Source organism: Achromobacter pulmonis (assembly GCF_902859765.1).
Classification (GTDB): Bacteria; Pseudomonadota; Gammaproteobacteria; order Burkholderiales; family Burkholderiaceae_B; genus Achromobacter; species Achromobacter pulmonis.
Genome location: NZ_CADIJV010000003.1, coordinates 39,001 through 60,312, shown reverse-complemented (window position 1 = coordinate 60,312; position 21,312 = coordinate 39,001). Strand labels below are relative to the sequence as shown.

Sequence of the window (21,312 nt, the reverse complement as noted above, 5' to 3'; positions counted from 1 at the left end):
TCTTGTCTTGCGATTGATCATTCGAGGAAGTATCGAGCATGGAGTATCGGGAAGTCGTTGTCATCGGGGCAGGCCCCGCCGGGGCCGTGGCCGCCGCGTTGCTCAAGCGCCAGGGCCATGACGTGCTGGTGCTGGAGCGTCAGCAATTCCCGCGCTTCTCGATCGGCGAGAGCCTGCTGGCCCATTGCCTGGAATTCATCGAAGAAGCCGGCATGATGCCGGCGCTGCAGGCGGCCGGCTTCCAGACCAAGAATGGCGCGGCCTTCGCCCGCGGCGACCAATACACCCACTTCGACTTCCGGGACAAGTTCAGCCCCGGCCCCGGCACCACCTTCCAGGTGCAGCGCGCCCACTTTGACAAGGTGCTGGCCGACGACGCCGCGCGCCAGGGGGTGCAGGTGCGCTACCAGCAGGAAGTCATCGCCGCCGATTTCACCGGCGACGGCCCCTTGCTCACGGTGCGCGGCCCGCAGGGCCAGCCCAGCCAGGTGCGCGCCAGGTTCGTGCTGGACGCCAGCGGCTATGGCCGCGTGCTGGCGCGCCTGCTCGACCTGGAACGGCCGTCATCGATGCCGCCGCGCAAGGCCATCTTCACCCATATCGAGGACCGCATCGACGACGCCGGCTTCGACCGCGACAAGATCCTGATCAGTGTGCATCCCGAGCAACGCGGCATCTGGTACTGGCTGATCCCGTTCTCCGATGGCCGCAGCTCGTTCGGCGTGGTCGGCGGGCAGGACCTGCTCAGTGGTCCCGACGAAGACCTGATGGCCACCCTGCGCGCCCTGGCCGATGCCGCCCCCAACCTCAAGCGGATACTGCGCCACGCCATCTGGGACACGCCAGCCAACACCATCGGCGGCTACGCCGCCAGCGTCACGCGGCTGCATGGGCCGGGCTACGCGCTGCTGGGCAACGCCGCCGAGTTCCTCGACCCGGTGTTCTCGTCCGGCGTCACCATTGCGCTGCGCTCGTCCAAGCTGGCGGCCGACGCGCTGCACCGGCAACTCGGCGGCGAGGCGGTCGACTGGCAAAGCGCCTTCGCCGATCCGCTGATGGTGGGCGTGGAGACCTTCCGCGCCTACGTGCAGGGCTGGTACAGCGGCGAATTCCAGGATGTGGTTTTCTTTCAGAACGCGCAGCCGGAAATCCGCCGCATGATCAGTTCGATCCTGGCCGGCTACGCCTGGGACACCGACAACCCGTTCGTCGCCAGTCCGCAGCGCCGCCTGCGCATGCTGAGCGAACTGTGCCGCGCGCCGGGCGCCGCGCCGCAACCGGCCTGACGGATTCGCCGATGCTGCCCGCTTTCCGCCCGTTCCCTGCCCTGCGCGCCGCCGGCGCCGCACTGGCGCTGGCCCTGCTGGCCGGTTGCGCCGGCGCGCCGCCGGTGCCCGCCCAGCCCGTCGCGTTCGCGCTGCCGCGCCAATTGCACGTGATCCAGGCCAGCCCCGGCCAACCCGCGCAGGACACGCTGCTGGTCGTACAGCGCGAAGCCGCCGCCACGCGCTGGTCGCTGTTCGATCCGATGGGCGTGCCGCAGGCACGCCAGATGCTCGAGGGCGGCCGCTGGCGCAACGACGGCTTTTTGCGGCCCAACGGCCAGGCGCGTGACCTGTTTGCCGCGCTGGTATTCGCCTGGACCCCCGAAGCCGGGCTCGATGCCGCCTACGGCGCCGGCGCCTGGCGCGCCAGCCGCGCCGCCGACGGCTCGGCCGAACGCGAATTGCTGCAGGCGGGCCAGCCGCGCTGGCGCGTGCGCTGGCCCGCCGGCCAGCCGGACGGCACCCTCGAAATCCGCGACGCCCGCGGCACGCTGTGGCGCATCGCGCCACTCAAGGAACAACCATGACGACCTCCTGGCTGAGCCGCCCCGGCGTAGTCTGCGCGCTCGGCGCCGGCATCGATGCCGTCGCCGCGGCCGCCTTCGCCGGCGACACCGGCGGCATGCGCCGCCTGCCGGGCTGGGTGACGGACCGCGCGCTCACGCTGGGCGCCGTCGCCGACCCGCTGCCGGCCATCCCCGACACCCTTGCCGCGCGCCACCACAGCCGCAACAACCAACTGCTGCTGGCCGCCGCGCGCCAGATCGAACCCCTGCTGCGCGGCGCCATCGCCCGCCATGGCGCCCACCGCGTGGCGGTGGTGCTGGGCACCAGCACGTCGGGCGTGAACGACAACGCGCCGGCCTTCCGCGACCTGGCCACGCACGGCGCCTGGCCCGACGGCTACGACTACCGGCGCCAGGCCCTGTCTTCGCCGGCGGCATTCCTGGCCGACTGGCTCGGCGCGACCGGGCCGGCCTACACCCTGTCCACCGCCTGCACCTCCAGCGCCCGCGCCTTGCTGTCCGCGCGCCGCCTGCTGGCGCTGGGCCTGTGCGATGCGGTGGTCTGCGGCGGCGCCGACACGCTGTGCCGGCTCACCATCAACGGCTTTGCCACGCTGGAGGCCGTGGACGACGCGCTCTGCCTGCCATTTTCCGCCAACCGCCGCGGCATCAACATCGGCGAGGCGGGCGTACTGTTCCTGATGCAGCGCGACCGCGCCGATGGCGCCGAGGTCGCCCTGCTGGGCGGTGGCGCCAGTTCCGATGCCTGGCACATGTCCGCACCCGAACCGGGCGGCGCCGGCGCCCTGCAGGCCATGCGCGCCGCCCTGCGGTCCGCTGGCCTGGCGCCCGCCGACATCGGCTGGATCAACCTGCACGGCACCGGCACCGCGCACAACGACGCCATGGAAAGCCTGGCCGTGCACGCGCTGTTCCCACAAGGCGTGCCGTGCGCCTCGACCAAGCCGCTGACCGGCCACGCGCTGGGCGCGGCCGGCGCGCTCGAAGCCGCGCTGGCCTGGATCACCCTGGCCCCGGCCAACGCCGACGGCCGCCTGCTGCCGCACGTCTGGGACGGCCAGCCCGACCCGGCGCTGCCGGCGCTGGCTTTCAGCACCGCGGCGCACCGCTACCCGGCGGGCCGGCGCCGCATCGCCATGAGCAATTCGTTCGCGTTCGGCGGCAACAACGCCAGCCTGATCCTGGGAGCGGCAACATGACGACGCCCTGGCCCATCGCCAGCCTGCTGCCGCACGCCGGCGACATGATCCTGCTGGATGAGGTGCTGGCGCACGACGCCGACAGCCTGACCGCGCGCGCCGTGGTGCGGCCCGGCCCTTACTCCCTGCCCGACGGCGCGCTGCCGCCCTGGCTCGGCCTGGAACTGATGGCCCAGGCCATCGGCGCCTGGGCCGGCTGCCAGGCGCGCCTGGCCGGCGCCGAGGTCAAGCTCGGTTTCTTGCTGGGCACGCGCCGCTACGACTGCCAGGTCGACACACTGCCGGCCGGCGCCACCCTGACCATCCACGTGCAACGCGGGTTCATCGACGACAGCGGCATGAGCGTATTCGAATGCGAACTGCGCGATAGCGCTCGCCCATTGGCGAGCGCCCGGCTCAACGTCTACCAACCCAAGGACCCCAACGTTTTCATCCAGGAAGACTCGCCCCAATGACCGCCGCCCCCATTCTCGTCACCGGCTCGAGCCGCGGCATTGGCCGCGCCATCGCGCTGGCCCTGGCCGACGCCGGCCATGACCTGGTGCTGCACTGCCGCCAGCAGCGCGACCAGGCCGAGGCCGTGCAGGCCGATATCGCCGCCCGCGGCCGCCAGGCCCGCGTGCTGCAGTTCGACGTGGCCGACCGCGCCCAATGCGCCGCCGTGCTGCAGGCCGACGTCGATGCCCACGGCGCCTACTACGGCGTCGTGCTCAACGCCGGCCTGACCCGCGACGGCGCCTTTCCCGCCCTCACCGGCGATGACTGGGACCAGGTCCTGCGCACCAACCTGGACGGTTTCTACAACGTGCTCAGCCCGCTGGCGATGCCCATGATCCGGCGCCGCGCCCCTGGCCGCGTGGTCTGCATGGCGTCGGTCTCGGGCCTGGTCGGCAACCGCGGCCAGGTCAACTACAGCGCCTCCAAGGCCGGCCTGATCGGCGCCGCCAAGGCCCTGGCAGTGGAACTGGCCAAGCGCCAGATCACCGTCAACTGCGTGGCGCCCGGCCTGATCGACACCGACATGATCGACGAACACGTGCCGGTCGAGGAAATCCTCAAGGCCATCCCGGCCCAGCGCATGGGCCGCCCCGAGGAAGTGGCGGCCACCGTCGCCTTCCTGATGTCGCCCGGCGCCGCCTACATCACGCGCCAGGTCATCGCGGTCAACGGAGGGCTATGCTGATGCAACGCGTCGTCATCACCGGCATGGCCGGCATCAGCGCGCTTGGCTCCGACTGGGCCACCATCCGCCAGGCCTTCGAGGATGGCCGCAGCGCCATCCGCGTCATGCCCGACTGGTCGCGCTACCGGGAACTGAATACGCGCCTGGCCGGGCCGATCGAGGATTTCCGCGTACCGGCGCACTGGACCCGCAAGCAATTGCGCAGCATGGGCCGCGTCTCGCAACTGAGCGTGCGCGCCGCCGAGCTGGCGCTGCAGGATGCCGGCCTGCTGGGCGACCCCAGCATCACCGACGGCCGCATGGGCGTGGCCTGCGGTTCGTCGGTGGGCAGCACCGCCGAGATCCGCGCCTTCGGCAACATGCTGCTCAACGGCGTCACGGACGACCTCAACGCCAATTCCTACGTGCGCATGATGCCGCACACCACCGCGGCCAACGTCGGCATCTTCTTCGAGCTGAAGGGCCGCATCATCCCCACCTCCAGCGCCTGCACCTCGGGCAGCCAGGGCATCGGCTATGCCTACGAGGCCATCCGCTACGGCCGCCAGGCCCTGATGCTGGCCGGCGGCGCCGAGGAACTGTGCCCCAGCGAGGCGCTGGTGTTCGACGCCCTGTACGCCACCAGCCAGAAGAACGACACGCCTGAGCTGACGCCACGCCCGTACGACCGCGACCGCGACGGCCTGGTGATCGGCGAAGGCGGCGGCATGCTGGTGCTGGAATCGCTGGAACACGCGCAGGCGCGCGGCGCTCACATCCATGCCGAGATCGTCGGCTTCGGCAGCAATTCCGATGGCACCCACATCACCCGCCCCGAGGCGCGCACCATGCGCATCGCCATGGAAATGGCGCTGGCCGACGCCGGCCTGCCGCCCGAGGCCATCGGCTACGTCAACGGTCATGGCACCGCTACCGAGCAAGGCGACATTGCCGAAACCCAGGCCACCCACAGCCTGTTCGGCAACCGCATGCCGATCAGTTCGCAGAAGAGCTTCCTGGGCCACACGCTGGGCGCCTGCGGGGTGCTGGAGTCGTGGTTCAGCATCGAGATGCTGCGCGGCGACTGGTACGCCCCCACGCTCAACCTGCGACACGTCGATCCGCGCTGCGGTGAGCTGGACTACCTGCGCGAAGGCCGCCGCATGAGCCACGAATATGTCATGAACAACAACTTCGCCTTTGGCGGCATCAACACCTCGCTGGTGTTCCGCCGCTGGCCTTGACGCTTTCTCTCAACCCTTCACCTGGAACGCACTCCATGAACGTCTCCTCCAAGCTGTTTGGCGCCCTGGCCCTGTCGCTCGCCTGCGCCACGCCGGCGCTGGCCGCGGACCGCACCGTCTTCCTGCCGCTGCAGCCGGCCATCGACGCCGCCCAGGCCGCCGGCAAGATCGACGGCAGCGTCAAGTTCTACCTGGCGGGCACCGGCCCCAAGGGCAAGGTGCTGGAAGCCGGCGCGGTCACCAACCGCAAAACCAACGCCTTCGCCAAGAAGGACGCCGACGCCTGCCTGTGGGCGGCGCAATCGGCGGTGATCGCCCTGCATGAGGCCGCCAAGAAGGCCGGCGCCAACGCGGTCACCAACATCGTCAGCTACTACCGCAAGAATGAATACCGCAGCAAGACCGACTACGAATGCCATGCCGGCGCCATGGTGGCCGGCGTGGCGCTGCGCGGCGATCTGAGCATCGTCAAATAAGCCTGGCCGCCACGGCCGCCGGCTGGCCGGCGCCACGATGGCCGCTCCCGGATTGCCGCCCCGGGACGGCCGCCCCCGGCGGGCCCTGCCACGGTTACACTGCCCGTTTGACGCAACACCACAAAGGTTCCCCCATGAGCACCACTACGCTCAAGACCCGCCTCTCCGACGCCGTCAAGGACGCCATGCGCGCCAAGGCCAGCGAGCGTCTGGCCACCCTGCGCTTCCTGCTGGCCGCCGTGAAGCAGAAGGAAGTGGACGAACGCCGCGACCTGACCGACGCCGAAATCACCGCCATCATCGAAAAACAGGTCAAGCAACGCCGCGAGTCCATCGCCGCGTTCGAACAGGCCGGCCGCACCGAGACGGCCGAGCAGGAAAAGGCCGAACTGGTCGTGCTGCAGGAATTCCTGCCGCAAGCCGCCACGCCCGAGGAAGTGGCCGCCGCCATCGACGCGGCGCTGGCCGAAGTCGCCGCCCAGGGCGTCACCGGCGCCCCCGCCATGGGCAAGGTCATGGCCCTGCTCAAGCAGTCGCTGGCCGGCCGCGCCGACATGACCGCGCTGTCGCAGCAGGTCAAGGCCAAGCTGGCCTGAGTCCGTGCCGTCTGGCGCGCCCTGCGCCGGACGGGGCTGCCGCGCTTGCGCGCGGGGCGCCCTCAGGGCGCCGCCGCGCAGGCATTCAGAACGCCCCGCCAAACAGATCCGGCTGGCGCGATTGCTCCCGCGGATCGGCGAAATTGCTCATGCCCACGCCTGCCAGCCGGTACAGCGTCTGCGCCGGCAGGTCGACACGCTCGCACAGCAGCCTGGCCACCGCCGCCAGCTCGGCGGCCGAGGCCGGCGGATTCAGGCTGGTCTGGCTGCGCGTCAGGATGCGGAAGCGGTCGGTCTTGAGCTTGAGCACCACCGTGCGCCCCAGCGCGCCCTTCTTGAGCGCCTGGTTCCAGACCTTGTCGGCCATGCGGTCGATGGCCTCGCCGATGGCCTCCAGCCTCACATCTTCCGAAAACGTGGTCTCGGCCGACACCTGCTGCAGCGGCTGGTCGGTCTGCACCTCGCGCTCGTCGATGCCGCGCGCCAGCTCATGCAAACGCCGGCCGTAGCGGCCGAAGTAATGCTCCAGTTCCTGCGCGCTGTGCGTGGCCAGGTCGCCTACGGTCTGAATGCCCAGTTGCTCCAGCCGCGCCTGCGTCACCTTGCCCACGCCCGGCACCTTGCGCACCGGCAGCGGCTGCAGGAACTCCAGCACCCGCGACGGCCGGATCACATATTGCCCGTCGGGCTTGTTCCAGTCGGACGCGATCTTGGCCAGGAACTTGTTGGGCGCCACCCCGGCCGAGGCGGTCAGCCCGGTCTCGGCCCGGATCTGCTGGCGGATCACCTGCGCCACCTCGGTGGCCGACGGCAAACCGAGCTTGTTGACGGTGACGTCCAGATAGGCCTCGTCCAGCGACAACGGCTCGATCAGGTCGGTATGGCGGGCGAATATCTGGCGGATCTGGCGCGACACCTCGCGATAGCGGTTGAAGTCGGGCGGCACATAGACCGCCTGCGGACAGAGCCGCTGCGCGCGCACCGCCGACATGGCCGAATGCACCCCGAAGCGGCGCGCCTCATAGGACGCCGCGCACACCACCGAACGCGGGCCGGTCCAGGCCACCACCACCGGCTTGCCACGCAATTCGGGGTTGTCGCGCTGCTCCACGGACGCATAGAAGGCATCCATGTCGATATGTACGATCTTGCGGCTGGCGTCGCTCATGGCGGGGGAGAAACGGGTATCCGGACAACGCGACAGGGCGTGGCAACGGACGCGAAAAGTACGGTCACCGGAAAAATGGACACTCGCGCAGGCTCCGGGCAGGCTGGCGGCATAAAAGTGGATATTATGACCGGCAAATCCACGATTTCCTTCAGTCCTCATTACCCCGCATATCGGCTTCCATGACAGCAACCGCAACCCCCGCCCCGGGCGCGTACTTCGGCCTGGCGATTCCCTTCATGAGTTTCCTGGGCCTGGTGCCCGAACAGATCGGGCCGGCCTATGCCCGCACCTCGCTGCCCTGGCGCCAGGACCTGACCAACAGCCGCGGCGACGTGCACGGCGGCACCCTGATGAGCGTGCTCGACTTCACCCTGAGCGCCGCGGCGCGCGGCTCGGCCGAGGCCACTGAAGGCATGGCCACCATCGACATGAACACCACCTTCCTGTCGCCCGGCACCGGCGACCTGGTGATCGAGGCGCGCTGCCTGCGCCGCGGCGCCTCCATCGCCTTCTGCGAAGGCGACATCCGCCGCGCCGACGGCGAACTGGTGGCGCGCGCCACCGCCACCTTCAAGATCATCCGCCGCCGTCCGGGCGGTGATTGAGCCTTGCCGCTACGCCAGCGCGGCGGCCGCTACCTCGGCAGGTCCCGCGACGGCTTGACGGGCGGCCGCGGGTCCAGCGGCATGTAGCTGGCGCATGAACTCATGCCGTAGACGATCGCATCCTGCATGGCGCGCATCGCCGCCGCGTCCCAGGTGCCCTTGCCCCACATCACGATGCGGGTGTCGGTGGTCTTGGGACCGGCCGCCTTCAGGTCGACGCGGGTCATTTCGTTGTCGCTGTACGGCGCCAGCACCCGCACCACGGCGGTCTGGGCGCGCTCGTCCAGGTTCGACACCACGCGGTAGGCGTTATCGGTGCTGCGCAGGCACGCGTTGGCCTGGCGCACCGTGGTGGCATAGGCGTCCTTGAAAGCGACCGGCGCCTTGAATTCGCTGTGCGGCGACGTGCCATCCTGCGAAATGCCCAGCGAGCAGCCTGCCAGGCCCAAGGCCAGCGCCGACGCCGCGACCAGATTCCGAACCATGTGTTTCTCCAGATTGATAGCCGCGATTATCCCGCAAACCGGCTACCGGCATAAGTGGCCCCGCCGGTTCGACACCCCGGCCACGGCTATGGCATTATCGACCAGTAGTCCGGCAGCGCCCGCGGCCGGGGCGAATCGTCGGAGGTATGCCTTGCTCTCATTCATGAAACACACCATCCTGGCCGCCGGCATCGTCGGCGCCTCGCTGGGCGCCAGCGCCGCCGCGCAGCCCCCCCGGGCTTACCCCCTGAAAGACTTTTTCCGCAATCCGGAACGCGGTTTCTTCCGCCTGGCCGACGACGGCAAGACCCTGGGCTTCATGCAGCCCACCAGCGTGGACGGCAAACCGCCGCGCATGAACATCTATGTGCAGGCCCTGGAAGGCAGCAAGCCGGTGGGCGAACCGCGCAAGCTGACCAGCGAATCGGCCCGCGACATCAGCAATTTCTTCTGGAAAGGCCCCGACGTGGTGCTCTACCAGAAGGACTTCGGCGGCGATGAGAACTTCCACGTGCTGGCGGTGGACGCCAAGACCGGCAAAGTCACCGACCTGACGCCCTATGACGGCGTGCGCGCCAGCATCGAGGACGACCTCGAAGACGATCCCGACCACATTCTCATCAGTCACAACCAGCGCGACCCGCAGGTGTTCGACGTCTACCGCGTCAACGTGCACACCGGCGCCGGCGTGCTGGTGGCGCAGAACCCCGGCAACATCGTCGGCTGGCAGACCGACCACGCCGGCAAGGTGCGCGCCGCCGTCACCAGCGACGGCCTGAACACCACCCTGCTCTATCGCGACAACGAAGCCTCGGAATTCCGTCCGCTGTTCACCACCGACTATCGCACCAGCGTCAGCCCGGCCTTCTTCACCTTCGACGACAAGAAGTTCTACGCCCTGTCCAACCGCGGCCGCGACAAGCTCGCGCTGGTGGTCATCGACCCCGCCCGCCCGGACCAGGAAGACGAGATCTTCACCCCGGACACGGTCGACCTGGACGCCGCCGGCTTCTCGCGCAAGCGCCGCGTGCTGACGGTGGCCTCGTACCAGACCGACAAGCCGCAATACAAGTTCTTCGACGCCGAGACCGAAACGCTGTTCAAGAAACTGTCGGCCCAGCTCGAGGGCTACCAGTTCGCCATCCAGGGCGCCAACCGCGACGAGGACAAATTCATCGTCGCCGCCTACAACGACCGCACGCCGGGCTCGCGCTACATCTACGACGCGCGCGCCGACACGCTCACCAAGCTGGCCGACATCAACCCGGCCATCCCCGAGGCCGACATGTCGCGGGTGCAGCCGATCAGCTACCAGAGCCGCGATGGCCTGACCATCCACGGCTACCTGACGCTGCCGGCCGGGCGCGATCCCAAGAACCTGGCGTGCATCGTCAACCCGCACGGCGGCCCGTGGGCGCGCGATGGCTGGGGCTACAACCCCGAGGTGCAGTTCCTGGCCAACCGCGGCTTATGCGTGCTGCAGATGAACTTCCGCGGCTCCACCGGCTACGGCCGCGCCTTCTGGGAAGCCAGCTTCGGCCAATGGGGCCTGAAGATGCAGGACGACATCACCGACGGCGTCCAATGGCTGGTCAAGCAGGGCATCGCCGACCCCAAGCGCATCGGCATCTACGGCGCCAGCTACGGCGGCTACGCCACGCTGGCCGGCGTGACTTTCACCCCCGATCTGTACGCGGCCGCCGTCGACTACGTCGGCGTGTCCAACCTGTTCACCTTCATGAAGTCGATTCCGCCCTACTGGAAGCCGATGCTGGACAAGATGCAGGACATGGTGGGCGATCCGGTGCGCGACAAGGACCGCCTGGCCGCCACCTCGCCGGCGCTGCACGCCGACCGGATCAAGACGCCGCTGTTCATCGCCCAGGGCGCCAAGGACCCGCGCGTCAACAAGGACGAGAGCGACCAGATGGTCAAGGCGCTCAAGGCGCGCGGCGTCGACGTGGAATACATGGTCAAGGACAACGAAGGCCACGGCTTCCACAACGACGAGAACAAGTTCGAGTTCTACGCGGCCATGGAAAAGTTCTTCGTCGAGCACCTCAAGCCGTAGAATCCGAGGCCTTGGGCGCCGCCAGTACGGCGTCCTGCGCCGGTTGCCGGGCCGTCTGCGGGCGGCCTGGCGGCCGTGCGCTCCAGGCCATCTCGACGCGGTCGCGGCCCAGTTCCTTCGCCTTGTACAAGGCCAGGTCGGCGCGGGCCAGGATGCCATCGGCGCTGTCACCGGGCTGGAAGGTGGCGACACCGCCGCTGGTGGTCATGCGCAACTCCTGCCCCTGCACATAGAGCGGCGAATCGCGCAGGGCGTCGCATACCCGCTGCGCCTGCACCAGGGCGCGGGCGGCATCGCAGTCGTACATCAGCAGCACGAATTCCTCGCCGCCCAGGCGGCCAAAGCGGTCGCTGGCGCGCACGGCCTTGGGCACGACATGGGCGAAGTGGCGCAGCGCGGCATCGCCCGTGGCATGACCATGGCGGTCGTTGATCGACTTGAAGTGATCGATGTCCAGCACCAGCACCGCCAGCCGTCCCTGGCTGCGCGCGCAGCGCAGCAGCTCGCGCTCCAACTCGTCGAGGATGCTGCGGCGCGAATAAGCCCCCGTCAGGCTGTCGAAAGTGAGCGCGACCTGCATCTGCTCGGACAACCAGGTCTGGATCAGCAACAGCAACGCCAGGAACAACGCCGGCACCGTCACCGACCCGCAGACAATGAAGAATAGGCCCCACGGCGCCGGATCCAGCAGCGAAGCCGCCTGCGCCCAGCCGCCGCCATAGACGACCGCGCGCAAGGCATGCAACCCGGCCAGCCCCGCCATCGATAGCAGCACGTACAGCACCACGCCCGGCGTCTGGATGCGCCGGCGTTGGCGGTACACCACGATGCCCGTCGCCACCATCAGCACGCAGGTATAGATCGAGAACAGGATGATGCGCCCCACCAGGTCGTCCTCGCGGTAGAGCATCAGCGCCATCGCCGCGGCCGCACAGCAGGCCGCCGCGGCCACGCGGCGGGCCTGGGGCCGCAGGCCGAAGAACTGCCGCACGCCCACGTACACCAGGCCGACCGCCGCCAGCCAGGCCGCGTTGGACACCATGACATAGGCGGCCGGCGGCATGATCCCGGACGAGGCATAGGCCAGCAGCGACAGCACCGCCAGGGCGTTGGCGGCCGTGAAGGCCTGCACGCCCGGCACGCCGCGCGCGTGAAACGGCAGCAACAAAGGCAGCGCCAGGGCCGTTGCCAGGCCCCACACCAGGAAAAATAAATCAGTCGTCATGTATTTGCCGGCTCGCGCCCTCGCGGGTGGTCGCCGCCGTGGAACATCCGTTGCACCGTATGCAGCGTCGGAGATACGTTACAGAGCTGCACTTTTGACGTTTTTTGTTACTTGCACGGCGGACCATGCCGCCCTTTCCGTCGCGGGCAAAACGTTTCTCGCGGGGAGCCCCGCCAGCGGCCATACCGCCACGACGGTTCCGCGGTATGCGACAGAGAATACGCCAGCCACGCGCGCCGTAGTCCTTCCTTTGCACTAATTGACAGTTGGATTGGCCGAAAACCCATAAAGTTCGGCCTGTTGCCGGTGCCGCCAGAAGCGCCGCAACCACGCCCCACGGGCGTGGCGCGTACTAGCCATGCACTCCCTTGCGCGAGTGCGAAGGTCCCCGTAGCGGGCGCCGCGCAGTCACTACCCAACGCTCTGCCCTTCGCCGCCGGCGCCACGCTTTCCAGCGCTGCGCAATCTCGCGTCCGGCTGGCGGAGCCATGAGCGCCCTTGTCGCAACTGCGGAAGTACTACAGATGCTGAAAAGAAATACGCCCTACGAGGGCCAGGCGGACTGCCATGTGGGACAGACGATGCGGCGAACGCCGCGGCGGCCCGCCGCCGGATCGAGACTACAGGCGCTGACGGCTTGCGCGCTGCTGGCCCCCGCCCTGGCGCTGGCGGCGCCGGGCTACGATGCGCTGATCGCGCGCGCCCGCGCCGGCGACTACGAGCCCGCCCTGGCGATGCTGCGCCAGCAGGGGCCGGACGCCGGCCGGCAAGCGGTGTACGACCATATCGTCATCGCTGGCTGGGCCGGCCGGCCGGCCGAAGCCGTCGCCGCCTACGAAACCCTGCCGCCCGCGGCGGCCGTACCCGCCGACATCCAACTGGCGGCGGCGCGCGCCTACCGCGACCTGCGCCGCTGGCCCGAGGCACTGGCGGCCTACCGCGCCGGACTGCGGCGCCATCCTGGCCAAACCGCCTTCGCCGCGGGCGAGATCATGACGCTGGCCGACGCCGGCCAGACTGAGGCCGCGCGCGCCGCCGGCCAGGCCTGGGTCAATCGCGCCCCGCGCCAGGTCGATGCGCGCCTGGCGCTGGGCTATGTCCATGTGCGCTTGCGCCAGCCCTACGAAGCCCTGTACCAGGCGGACCAGGCGCTGGCGATCGCGCCTGGCACGCCCTATGTGCTGCGCGAATACATCGACGCGCTCAGCCGCGCGCGACTGGCGCAACCGGCGCTGGCCCTGGCGCGCCAGCATCCAGATCTGTTCGACGCCGCGCAACTGCGCCGCCTGGAAGGCGACGCGCTGGCCCAGCAAGTGCGGCTGGCCGCCATGCCCACGCGCGGCGAAGTCGATCGTTTCGCCATCGCCGATCGCGTGCTGGCGCGTTATGACGCAGTGATCCCCGCCTGGCAGGCCCTGGGCGAGGCGGCGCGCGCCGACGTGCGGCGCGCGCGTATCGACCGGCTGCACGCGCTGCATGCCCGGGTCCGCATGGCCGACCTGGTGCGCGAGTACGAAGCGCTGCTGGCCGAGGGCGTCAGCGTGCCGCGCTATGCCCTGAACGACGTGGCCGCGGCCTATCTGTATCTGCGCCAACCGGAAAAGGCTCGCGACCTCTACCGCCAGGTCGGCGCCAACGGCGCCAATCGCGACGACGATGCCGAAGACCGCCTCAGCACCGAGACCGGCCTGTACTACGCGCTGGCCGAGGCCGAGGAATTCGACCAGACCGGCGCCGTCACCGACGCCCTTGGCGCGGGCTACGCTCCCTGGCTCTATTACAAGGGCCAGGCCACCCGCAATCCCAACGATCTCAAGCTGGAAAGCGAGCAGACCGTGGCTGCGGCGCGTCTGCAGGCCGACGACACCGTGGCCGCCGAGCAGCGCCTGGCGGACATGGTGGCCAACGCGCCCAATAATTCCAGCCTGCGCGCCGACCTGGCCGCGGTGATGCGCCGACGCGACCAGCCGCGCGCCTCCGAGCGCCAGCTGAAACTGGCCGAGACCCTGGCGCCGCGCGCCCTGTCGGTCGAGAATGGTCAGGGCTTCACCGCGCTGGACCTGCAGGAATGGCGCCAAGCCGAGGCGCTGTCGGCCGACACCCTGACGCGCGCGCCCGAAAACCTGACCAGCCGCCGCCTGGCGCGCGAATGGGAAGTCCACAACAAGGCCGAATTGCGCATCAGCGGCTATCGCGGCCTGGCGTCGGACAGCCCGGTCAACGGCAACGGCGACTTCGGCATCGACGCGGTGCTGTACTCCCCGCCTATCGACTACAACTGGCGCGCCTTCGGCGGCGGCGGCTACGCCAGCGGCGACTTCGAGGAAGGCCGCGGCACCTACCGCTGGCTGCGCACCGGCGTCCAATGGCGCGGCCGCGATCTGACGGTTGAAGGCGAGGTGTCGACCCACAGCTATGGCCACGGCGTCAAACCCGGTCTGCGCCTGTCGGCCGCCTACGACATCGACGACCACTGGCAGGTGGGCGGCTCGGGCGAGGTGCTATCGCGCGACACGCCGCTGCGCGCCTTGACCAATGACATCAAGGCCAACCGCTTGAGCGGCTTCGTGCGCTGGCGCGCCAACGAGCGGCGCGAATGGACCCTGTCGCTGGCGCCGTCGCGCTTTAGCGACGGCAACCAGCGCTGGGAGCTGGGCCTGGACGGACGTGAGCGCGTCTATACCGCGCCGCACCTGAAGGCAGACCTGGAACTGGAACTGTCGTCGCAGCGCAATACGCGCGACGACGCGCCGTACTACAACCCGCGCTCGGACCTGATGATCCTGCCGGGCGCGCGCGTCACGCATACGCTGTACCGCCGCTATGAAACCGCCTGGGAACAGATCGGCACGGTCGGCGCCGGCACCTACACCCAGCAGGGCTACGGCACCGGCGGCGTCATCGCCCTGGGCTACGGCCAGCGCTATCGCGCCAACGACGTGCTCGACGTGGGCGCGATGATCACCGGCATCAGCCGCCCCTATGACGGCCAGCGCGAGCGCGAACTGCGCATCGTGTTCGACCTTGCCTACCGCTTCTGAGACCGCCATGCTGCTCAAGCTCCCCATCCGACTCCTGCTGGCGGCCCTGCTGCTGCTGATCATCCTGGCGCTGACCGCCTGCGCCAAGGACATCCCGGTCTACACCCCGCCGTCCGCGCGGCCCGTGGCCGCCGCCGAAAAACCCTGGGTGCCCGGGAATTTCCTGGCCCTGGCCTATCACGACGTCGAGGACGAAGACCCCGACCAGGCCTTTCTGAGCGTGCGCACCGACCGCCTGGTCGACCAGTTGGCCTGGCTGCGCGAGAACGGCTACCAGGCCGTCTCGGTCGACCAGATCCTGGCCGCGCGCCAGGGCGGCCAGGCCCTGCCCGAACGCGCCGTGCTGCTGTCGTTCGACGACGGCTACCGCAGCTTCTACACCCGCGTGCTGCCGATCCTGAAAGCCTATCGCTGGCCGGCGCTGCTGGCCCCGGTCGGCACCTGGATGGACACCCCGGCGGACAAACGGGTCGATTTCGGCGGCAGCCTGGAACCGCGCCAGCGCTTCCTGAACTGGGACGAAGTGCGCGCCATATCGCAATCCGGCCTGGTCGAGATCGCCGCGCATACCGACGCCTCGCACTATGGCGCGCTGGCCAATCCGCAGGGCAATACCGAACCGGCCGCGGCGATCCGCACCTATGACGCCAAGACCGGCCGCTACGAGTCCGAGGCCGAATTCCAGGCCCGCATGGGTAGCGACGTGCGCGCCATCAGCCGCAAGATCGAACAGGTCACCGGCAAAAAACCGCGCGTCTGGGTCTGGCCCTACGGCGCCGAAGGCGGCAGCACGCTGCGCATCGCCGCCGACAACGGCTACCAATTGGCGCTGACGCTGGAGGACGGCCCCGCCCGGCTGGCGCGCCTGATGTCCACCCCGCGCATGCTGCTGGCCAGCGACCCCGCGCTCAAACCCTTCGCCAACAGCGTTGTCGGCATGGAAGCCACGCCAGTCATGCGGGTGGCCCACGTCGACCTGGACTATGTCTACGACCCCGACCCGGCGCAGACCGAGCGCAACCTGGGCGAGTTGGTGCAGCGCATCCTCGACATGCAGATCAACACCGTGTTCCTGCAGGCATATTCCGATCCCGTCGGCGACGGCCTGGTGCGTTCGGTGTACTTCCCCAACCGCTGGCTGCCGGTGCGCGCCGACCTGTTCAACCGCGTCGCGTGGCAGTTGCACAACCGCGCCGACGTCACCGTGTACGCCTGGATGCCGGTGCTGGCCTTCGACCTGGACGCGTCGATCCCGCGCGTCACCCGCTGGCAGCCTGACGGCGCCGCGGCGCGCCCCGATCCCGACCAGTACCGTCGCCTGTCGCCGTTCGACGCCACCGCGCGGGCGCGCATCGGCGACCTGTATGAAGACCTGGCGCGCCACGCCATCTTCGACGGCATCCTGTTTCACGACGATGCCGTGCTGTCCGACTTCGAGGACGCCAGCCCCGCCGCGCTGGCCGCTTACCGCGCCGCCGGCCTGCCCGGCGACATCGCCCGATTGCGCGCCGACCCGGACACACTGCAGCGCTGGACCCGCTTGAAGAGCCGCGCCCTGATCGACTTCACGGCCGAACTGACCGCACGCGTGCGCGCCGTGCGCGGCCCACAGATCAAGACCGCCCGCAACCTCTTCGCGATGCCGATCCTGGAGCCGCATTCGGAAACCTGGTTCGCGCAAAACCTGGACGACTTCCTGGGCGCCTATGACTGGACCGCGCCCATGGCCATGCCGTTGATGGAGAACGTGCCCAAGGGCCAGGAGAACGCCTGGCTCGACCGGCTGGTCGACACCGTCGCCCAACGCCCCGGCGCGCTCGACCGTACCGTGTTCGAGCTGCAGGCGCGCGACTGGCGCACCGGCCCCGGCCGCCCCGAGGCCACGCCCGTCGACACCGCCGTGCTGGCCGGCTGGATGCAGCGTCTGCAACTGCGCGGCGCCCGCAGCTTCGGCTACTACCCCGATGACTTCTCGCAGGACCAGCCCCGGTTGCAAGGCATCCGGCCCGCCCTCTCCAATGCGTGGTATCCCATCCGATGATCGACCGTCTGATTGCCCTGATTATCCTGCTGGCGGTGCTCGGCGCGCCGTTCGGCTTCACCCTGATGCTGACCAGCCAGGCGCTGCTGGGCTTCGTCTTCTTCTACCCGCTGTTCATGTCCGGCATGTGGATGGCCGGCGGCCTGTACTTCTGGTGGCACTGGGAACGGCGCTGGCAGTGGGGCCCCGATTCGACGCCGCCGGCCCTGGCCGGCAACCCGCTGGTGTCGATTCTGGTGCCCTGCTACAACGAGGCCGACAACGGCGAGGAAACCTTGCTGGCGGCGTTGAACCAGCGCTATCCACACGTCGAAGTCATCGCCATCAACGATGGCTCCAGCGACGGCACCGGGCCGATGCTGGACCGCCTGGCCGCCGATCACCCGCGCCTGCGGGTGGTACACCTGGCGCAGAACCAGGGCAAGGCCATGGCGCTGCGCATGGGCGCATTGGCCGCGCGCAGCGAATACCTGGTCTGCATCGACGGCGACGCGGTGCTCGATCCGGACGCGGCCGCCTACCTGGTGGCGCCGCTGATCGACAACCCGCGCGTCGGCGCAGTCACCGGCAACCCGCGCATCCGCACCCGCTCGACCCTGATCGGGCATGTCCAGGTGGGCGAATTCTCGTCCATCATCGGCCTTATCAAACGCACCCAGCGGGTCTACGGCCAGGTCTTCACCGTCTCGGGCGTGGTCGCGGCCTTCCGCCGCGCGGCGCTGGACCGGGTCGGCTACTGGAGCCTGGACATGATCACCGAGGACATCGACATCAGCTGGAAGCTGCAGCGCGACCACTGGTCGATCTTCTACGAGCCGCGCGGCCTGTGCTGGATTCTGATGCCGGAAACGCTGCGGGGGCTGTGGAAACAGCGCCTGCGCTGGGCCCAGGGCGGCGCCGAGGTATTTCTGAAGAACCTGCGCTCGATCTGGAACTGGCGCCATCGCCGCCTGTGGCCGCTGATGGCGGAATTCTGCCTGTCGACCGCCTGGGCGTTCGCCTTCGGCATCTCGGTGCTGCTGTGGCTGGTCAGCCAGTTCGTGGCCCTGCCCAACAACATGCACATCGCCAGCCTGATGCCTCCCGCCTTCACCGGCATGATGCTGGCGGTGGTCTGCCTGCTGCAGTTCGCCATCAGCATCCTGATCGATCGCCGCTATGAACCCGGCCTGGGGCGCGCGCTGTACTGGGTCATCTGGTATCCGCTGGCCTACTGGATGGTGAGCCTGTTCACCACGCTGGTCAGTTTCCCCAAAGTCATGCTGCGCAAGCAGGCCGAGCGCGCGCGCTGGACCAGCCCCGACCGCGGCATCAAATCACCGGACGCATCATGATCATCACCACCAAACGCTCGCGCGCGGGCTATCTGTTCGACCTGCTGCTGACCGCCCTTGGCTGGATCGCGTTCATCTACCTGTTTGGCGCCGGCATCGCCGCGATCCTGCGCGGCGCCGCCAGCGGTCCCCAGGCGCCACTGTGGCCGACCTTCCTGCCCACGCTGCACACGCTGGGCAGCTACGCCGCGCTGGCCCTGCTCAACGCCGCCGTGCTGGTGGCCTGGGCGGTCTACAACCATCTGCGCTTTGCCGGCAAGGACCGGCGCCAGCCGATCGCGCCGCTGGATGATCGGCGGCTGGCCACGAGCTTCGCTGTCACGCCGCGCCAGATCACGCAGCTGCGGGCCGCGCGGATCGCCGTCATCCACCATGGCGGCGATGGCCAGATCCAGGCGATCGAAATGGGCCGCCCGCACTTGGCCACGGTGCCCGCAACCGCCCACCCGGCGGCCTGAGCGGCCGGGCCGCGCGCGGCGCTGCCCGGGCCACGGCTACAGGCCGCGCTCCGCCCCCCGGCCTCAGGCGCGCTTGCGCTCGATGTCCGGCAGCAACACCGCGACGATGCCCAGCAGCGGCAGATACGCGCACACCTGGTACACATGGCCGATGCTGGTGGCATCGGCCAGCTTGCCCAGCGCCGCCGCGCCCAACCCGCCCATGCCGAAAGCGAAGCCGAAGAACAGCCCGGCGATCATGCCGACCTTGCCCGGCACCAATTCCTGCGCGTACACGACGATGGCCGAAAAGGCCGACGCCAGCACCACGCCGATGATCGCCACCAGCACCCCGGTCCAGAACAGATTGGCGTGCGGCAGCATCAGCGTGAACGGCGCCACGCCCAGGATCGACACCCAGATCACGATCTTGCGGCCGATGCGGTCGCCCACCGGCCCGCCCACCACCGTGCCCACCGCCACCGCCGCCAGGAACAGGAACAGGTACAGTTGCGCCTCGCGCACCGACAGCGCGAATTTGTCGATCAGGTAGAACGTGAAATAGCTGTTCAGGCTGGCCAGGTAAAAGTACTTGGAGAACACCAGCAGTCCCAGCACGCCCAGCGCGCCCAGCACCTGGTTGCGCGTCAGGCCATTGCCCGCGCCCTCGCGCCGCGGGCGCGGCGCGAGGCGCACCCGATTGGCGCCGTACCAGCGTCCAATGCCGGTCAGCACCACGATGCCCAACAACGCCGCCAGCGAGAACCAGGCCACGCTGCGCTGGCCATGCGGGATGATGAACAACGCCGCCAGCAGCGGCCCCATTGCCGAACCGACATTGCCGCCCACCTGGAACAGCGACTGCGCCAGCCCATGGCGCCCCCCCGAAGCCATGCGCGCCACCCGCGACGATTCCGGATGAAACACCGACGAGCCCGTGCCCACCAGCACCGCCGCCACCAGCAGCCAGCCGAACGACGGCGCCACCGACAGCAGCAGCAGACCCGCCAGCGTGAAGCCCATGCCCACCGGCAGCGAGTACGGCTTGGGATTGCGGTCGGTGTAGAAACCGATGAACGGCTGCAGCAGCGATGCCGCCAACTGGTACACCAGCGTAATCAGGCCGATCTGCGCGAACGACAGGCTGAACGAGTCCTTCAGCATCGGATAGATGGCCAACAGGATCGACTGGATCATGTCGTTCATCAGGTGCGCCACGCTGATGGCGCCCAGCACCGTGAAGGCGGTGGCAGGGTCGCCGACCGCCGGCTGTGGCGCCGGAGCGGCGGCATCGGGCAAGGCGGTGGCGGAGGTCTGGGGTGGATTCATGGTGGATAAACCGGCGGGAGGGAAAACAAGGCCCGGCACCGCACCGGACCTTGCCAGTGTAGGAAGGATGCCCCGGCCCCGACTGACAATTTTCGTCGGGAAAGTGACAAAATAGCACCATGACAACCTTGAGTCCGACACCCGATCCCTGTCGGAAGTGACACCATGCCCACCCGTCCCGCGCGCCTCGACCCGGCCCGCAGCATCGACGCCCAGGACTATCAACATCGCCCCCGCAGCGTGACGGCGATGGCCAAGGAATTCCCCGCCGGCGCCCGCACCGGCGCCCATTCGCACCCGCGCGCCCAGCTCATCTATGCCGTCGAGGGCGTGATGCGCGTCACCACCCCCAGCGGCTTCTGGGCACTGCCGCCGCTGCGCGCCCTGTGGGTGCCGGCTGGCGTGCCGCACGGCGTCGACATGGTCGGCGCGGTCTCGATGCGGTCGCTCTACATCCAGGCCGACGCGGCGCGGGCCTACTGGCCGCAATGCCAGGTGATCGAGGTCAGCGGGCTGCTGCGCGAACTGATCCTGGCCCTGACCGCCGAGCCCATCGACTACCCGCTGGGCGGCCGGGCCGAACAGGTGGCCGCGTTGATCCTGTCCGAGCTGGCCGCCGCCCGGGTCGTGCCGTTCCAGATCCCGTGGCCGCGCGACCGGCGCCTGCAGATCATCTGCGAAGCCATCCTCGACCGGCCCGGGCTGCAACGCGGCATCGAGGACTGGGGCAGCGAGGTCGGCGCCAGCGCGCGCACCTTGATCCGGTTGTTCCAGGCTGAATTGGGGCTGAATTACCGGCAGTGGGTGCAACAGGTGCGCCTGGCCGACGCGGTCTGCCGCCTGTCGCTGGGGGTGCCGGTGGCGCGCATCGCCACCGACCTGGGCTACCGCAGCGCCAGCGCCTTCAGCGCCATGTTCCATCGCGCCCTGGGCGCGCCGCCGCAACGCTACCTGCGGGCGGCCGCCGCATGACAGCTGCAACCGGCCTTGCCGTTTGTCACGGCGCGCAATACATTTCAGCGCGCGCTTGCCGCGTGGCGCCGC

Annotated in this window: 19 protein-coding genes; 15 read left to right on the top strand and 4 right to left on the bottom strand. The window is 69.2% G+C overall.

Translation table 11 applies throughout. The features are described 5' to 3' along the window. The first annotated feature begins 38 nt into the window (after positions 1-38). The 8 genes from HV701_RS03600 to HV701_RS03565 all read left to right on the top strand — a co-directional run bounded on the left by HV701_RS03600 (position 39) and on the right by HV701_RS03565 (position 6,529). A complete protein-coding gene (locus HV701_RS03600; RefSeq protein ID WP_175131714.1) occupies positions 39-1,286 on the top strand; it encodes an NAD(P)/FAD-dependent oxidoreductase in 1,248 nt (415 codons plus the stop codon). A gap of 11 nt (positions 1,287-1,297) precedes the next feature. Continuing rightward, complete coding sequence (locus HV701_RS03595; RefSeq protein WP_175131713.1) at positions 1,298-1,852, top strand: hypothetical protein; 555 nt, start codon at positions 1,298-1,300, stop codon at positions 1,850-1,852. After that, positions 1,849-3,051 carry a beta-ketoacyl-ACP synthase gene (locus HV701_RS03590; RefSeq protein WP_175131712.1) on the top strand — a complete coding sequence of 401 codons (1,203 nt, stop codon included), beginning with the start codon at positions 1,849-1,851 and terminating at the stop codon, positions 3,049-3,051. Before HV701_RS03595 ends, HV701_RS03590 begins: the two co-directional genes overlap by 4 nt. After that, complete coding sequence (locus HV701_RS03585; RefSeq protein ID WP_175131711.1) at positions 3,048-3,506, top strand: hotdog family protein; 459 nt, start codon at positions 3,048-3,050, stop codon at positions 3,504-3,506. The genes HV701_RS03590 and HV701_RS03585 overlap by 4 nt, the downstream gene beginning before the upstream one ends. Continuing rightward, positions 3,503-4,234, top strand: coding sequence for a 3-oxoacyl-ACP reductase FabG (gene fabG, locus HV701_RS03580; RefSeq protein WP_175131710.1), 732 nt, complete (start codon positions 3,503-3,505; stop codon positions 4,232-4,234). The genes HV701_RS03585 and fabG overlap by 4 nt, the downstream gene beginning before the upstream one ends. Beyond that, positions 4,234-5,457, top strand: coding sequence for a beta-ketoacyl-ACP synthase (locus HV701_RS03575; RefSeq protein ID WP_175131709.1), 1,224 nt, complete (start codon positions 4,234-4,236; stop codon positions 5,455-5,457). The genes fabG and HV701_RS03575 overlap by 1 nt, the downstream gene beginning before the upstream one ends. Before the next feature lie 35 nt (positions 5,458-5,492). Next, entirely contained in the window at positions 5,493-5,933 is a 441-nt protein-coding gene (locus HV701_RS03570) for an excinuclease (protein ID WP_175131708.1), read from the top strand. 134 nt (positions 5,934-6,067) lie between these two features. Beyond that, positions 6,068-6,529: a GatB/YqeY domain-containing protein gene (locus tag HV701_RS03565; protein WP_175131707.1), complete on the top strand. Its 462-nt coding sequence runs from the start codon at positions 6,068-6,070 to the stop codon at positions 6,527-6,529. A gap of 85 nt (positions 6,530-6,614) precedes the next feature. Here the strand turns inward: HV701_RS03565 and dinB are convergent, their stop codons facing one another. After that, a complete protein-coding gene (gene dinB, locus HV701_RS03560) occupies positions 6,615-7,697 on the bottom strand; it encodes a DNA polymerase IV (RefSeq protein WP_175131706.1) in 1,083 nt (360 codons plus the stop codon). Positions 7,698-7,879: 182 nt separating this feature from the next. On the opposite strand from dinB, the gene HV701_RS03555 reads away from it, so the two are divergent. Further along, complete coding sequence (locus tag HV701_RS03555; protein WP_175131705.1) at positions 7,880-8,305, top strand: PaaI family thioesterase; 426 nt, start codon at positions 7,880-7,882, stop codon at positions 8,303-8,305. A gap of 29 nt (positions 8,306-8,334) precedes the next feature. Here HV701_RS03555 and HV701_RS03550 read toward each other — a convergent pair whose 3' ends face one another. Beyond that, positions 8,335-8,790 carry a BPTD_2524 family lipoprotein gene (locus HV701_RS03550; protein WP_175131704.1) on the bottom strand — a complete coding sequence of 152 codons (456 nt, stop codon included), beginning with the start codon at positions 8,788-8,790 and terminating at the stop codon, positions 8,335-8,337. A 163-nt stretch (positions 8,791-8,953) separates the two neighbouring features. Here HV701_RS03550 and HV701_RS03545 point away from each other — a divergent pair, with 163 nt between their 5' ends. Then, on the top strand, positions 8,954-10,861 hold the full coding sequence (locus tag HV701_RS03545) for a S9 family peptidase (RefSeq protein ID WP_420867804.1): 1,908 nt from the start codon (positions 8,954-8,956) through the stop codon (positions 10,859-10,861). On the opposite strand, the gene HV701_RS03540 is transcribed toward HV701_RS03545, so the two are convergent. Beyond that, on the bottom strand, positions 10,851-12,086 hold the full coding sequence (locus HV701_RS03540) for a GGDEF domain-containing protein (RefSeq protein ID WP_175131702.1): 1,236 nt from the start codon (positions 12,084-12,086) through the stop codon (positions 10,851-10,853). The genes HV701_RS03545 and HV701_RS03540 overlap by 11 nt on opposite strands. A 524-nt stretch (positions 12,087-12,610) precedes the next feature. Between HV701_RS03540 and pgaA the strand changes: the two genes are divergently transcribed. From pgaA to pgaD, 4 genes are read left to right on the top strand one after another with little or no spacing between them, the layout of a single operon-like run. Further along, positions 12,611-15,127 carry a poly-beta-1,6 N-acetyl-D-glucosamine export porin PgaA gene (pgaA, locus tag HV701_RS03535; RefSeq protein ID WP_420867803.1) on the top strand — a complete coding sequence of 839 codons (2,517 nt, stop codon included), beginning with the start codon at positions 12,611-12,613 and terminating at the stop codon, positions 15,125-15,127. A gap of 7 nt (positions 15,128-15,134) precedes the next feature. Beyond that, positions 15,135-17,168 (top strand): poly-beta-1,6-N-acetyl-D-glucosamine N-deacetylase PgaB, encoded by a 2,034-nt coding sequence (gene pgaB, locus HV701_RS03530; RefSeq protein WP_175131701.1) that lies wholly within the window; start codon positions 15,135-15,137, stop codon positions 17,166-17,168. Further along, positions 17,165-18,502 carry a poly-beta-1,6-N-acetyl-D-glucosamine synthase gene (gene pgaC, locus HV701_RS03525; RefSeq protein WP_175131700.1) on the top strand — a complete coding sequence of 446 codons (1,338 nt, stop codon included), beginning with the start codon at positions 17,165-17,167 and terminating at the stop codon, positions 18,500-18,502. Before pgaB ends, pgaC begins: the two co-directional genes overlap by 4 nt. Then, positions 18,499-18,960, top strand: a complete 462-nt coding sequence (gene pgaD / locus HV701_RS03520; protein WP_175131699.1) for a poly-beta-1,6-N-acetyl-D-glucosamine biosynthesis protein PgaD — start codon at positions 18,499-18,501, stop codon at positions 18,958-18,960. The genes pgaC and pgaD overlap by 4 nt, the downstream gene beginning before the upstream one ends. Before the next feature lie 63 nt (positions 18,961-19,023). Here pgaD and HV701_RS03515 read toward each other — a convergent pair whose 3' ends face one another. Further along, positions 19,024-20,268 (bottom strand): MFS transporter, encoded by a 1,245-nt coding sequence (locus HV701_RS03515; protein ID WP_175131698.1) that lies wholly within the window; start codon positions 20,266-20,268, stop codon positions 19,024-19,026. A 165-nt stretch (positions 20,269-20,433) separates the two neighbouring features. Here HV701_RS03515 and HV701_RS03510 point away from each other — a divergent pair, with 165 nt between their 5' ends. Next, positions 20,434-21,240 (top strand): AraC family transcriptional regulator, encoded by an 807-nt coding sequence (locus HV701_RS03510; RefSeq protein ID WP_175131697.1) that lies wholly within the window; start codon positions 20,434-20,436, stop codon positions 21,238-21,240. Positions 21,241-21,312: the final 72 nt, after the last annotated feature.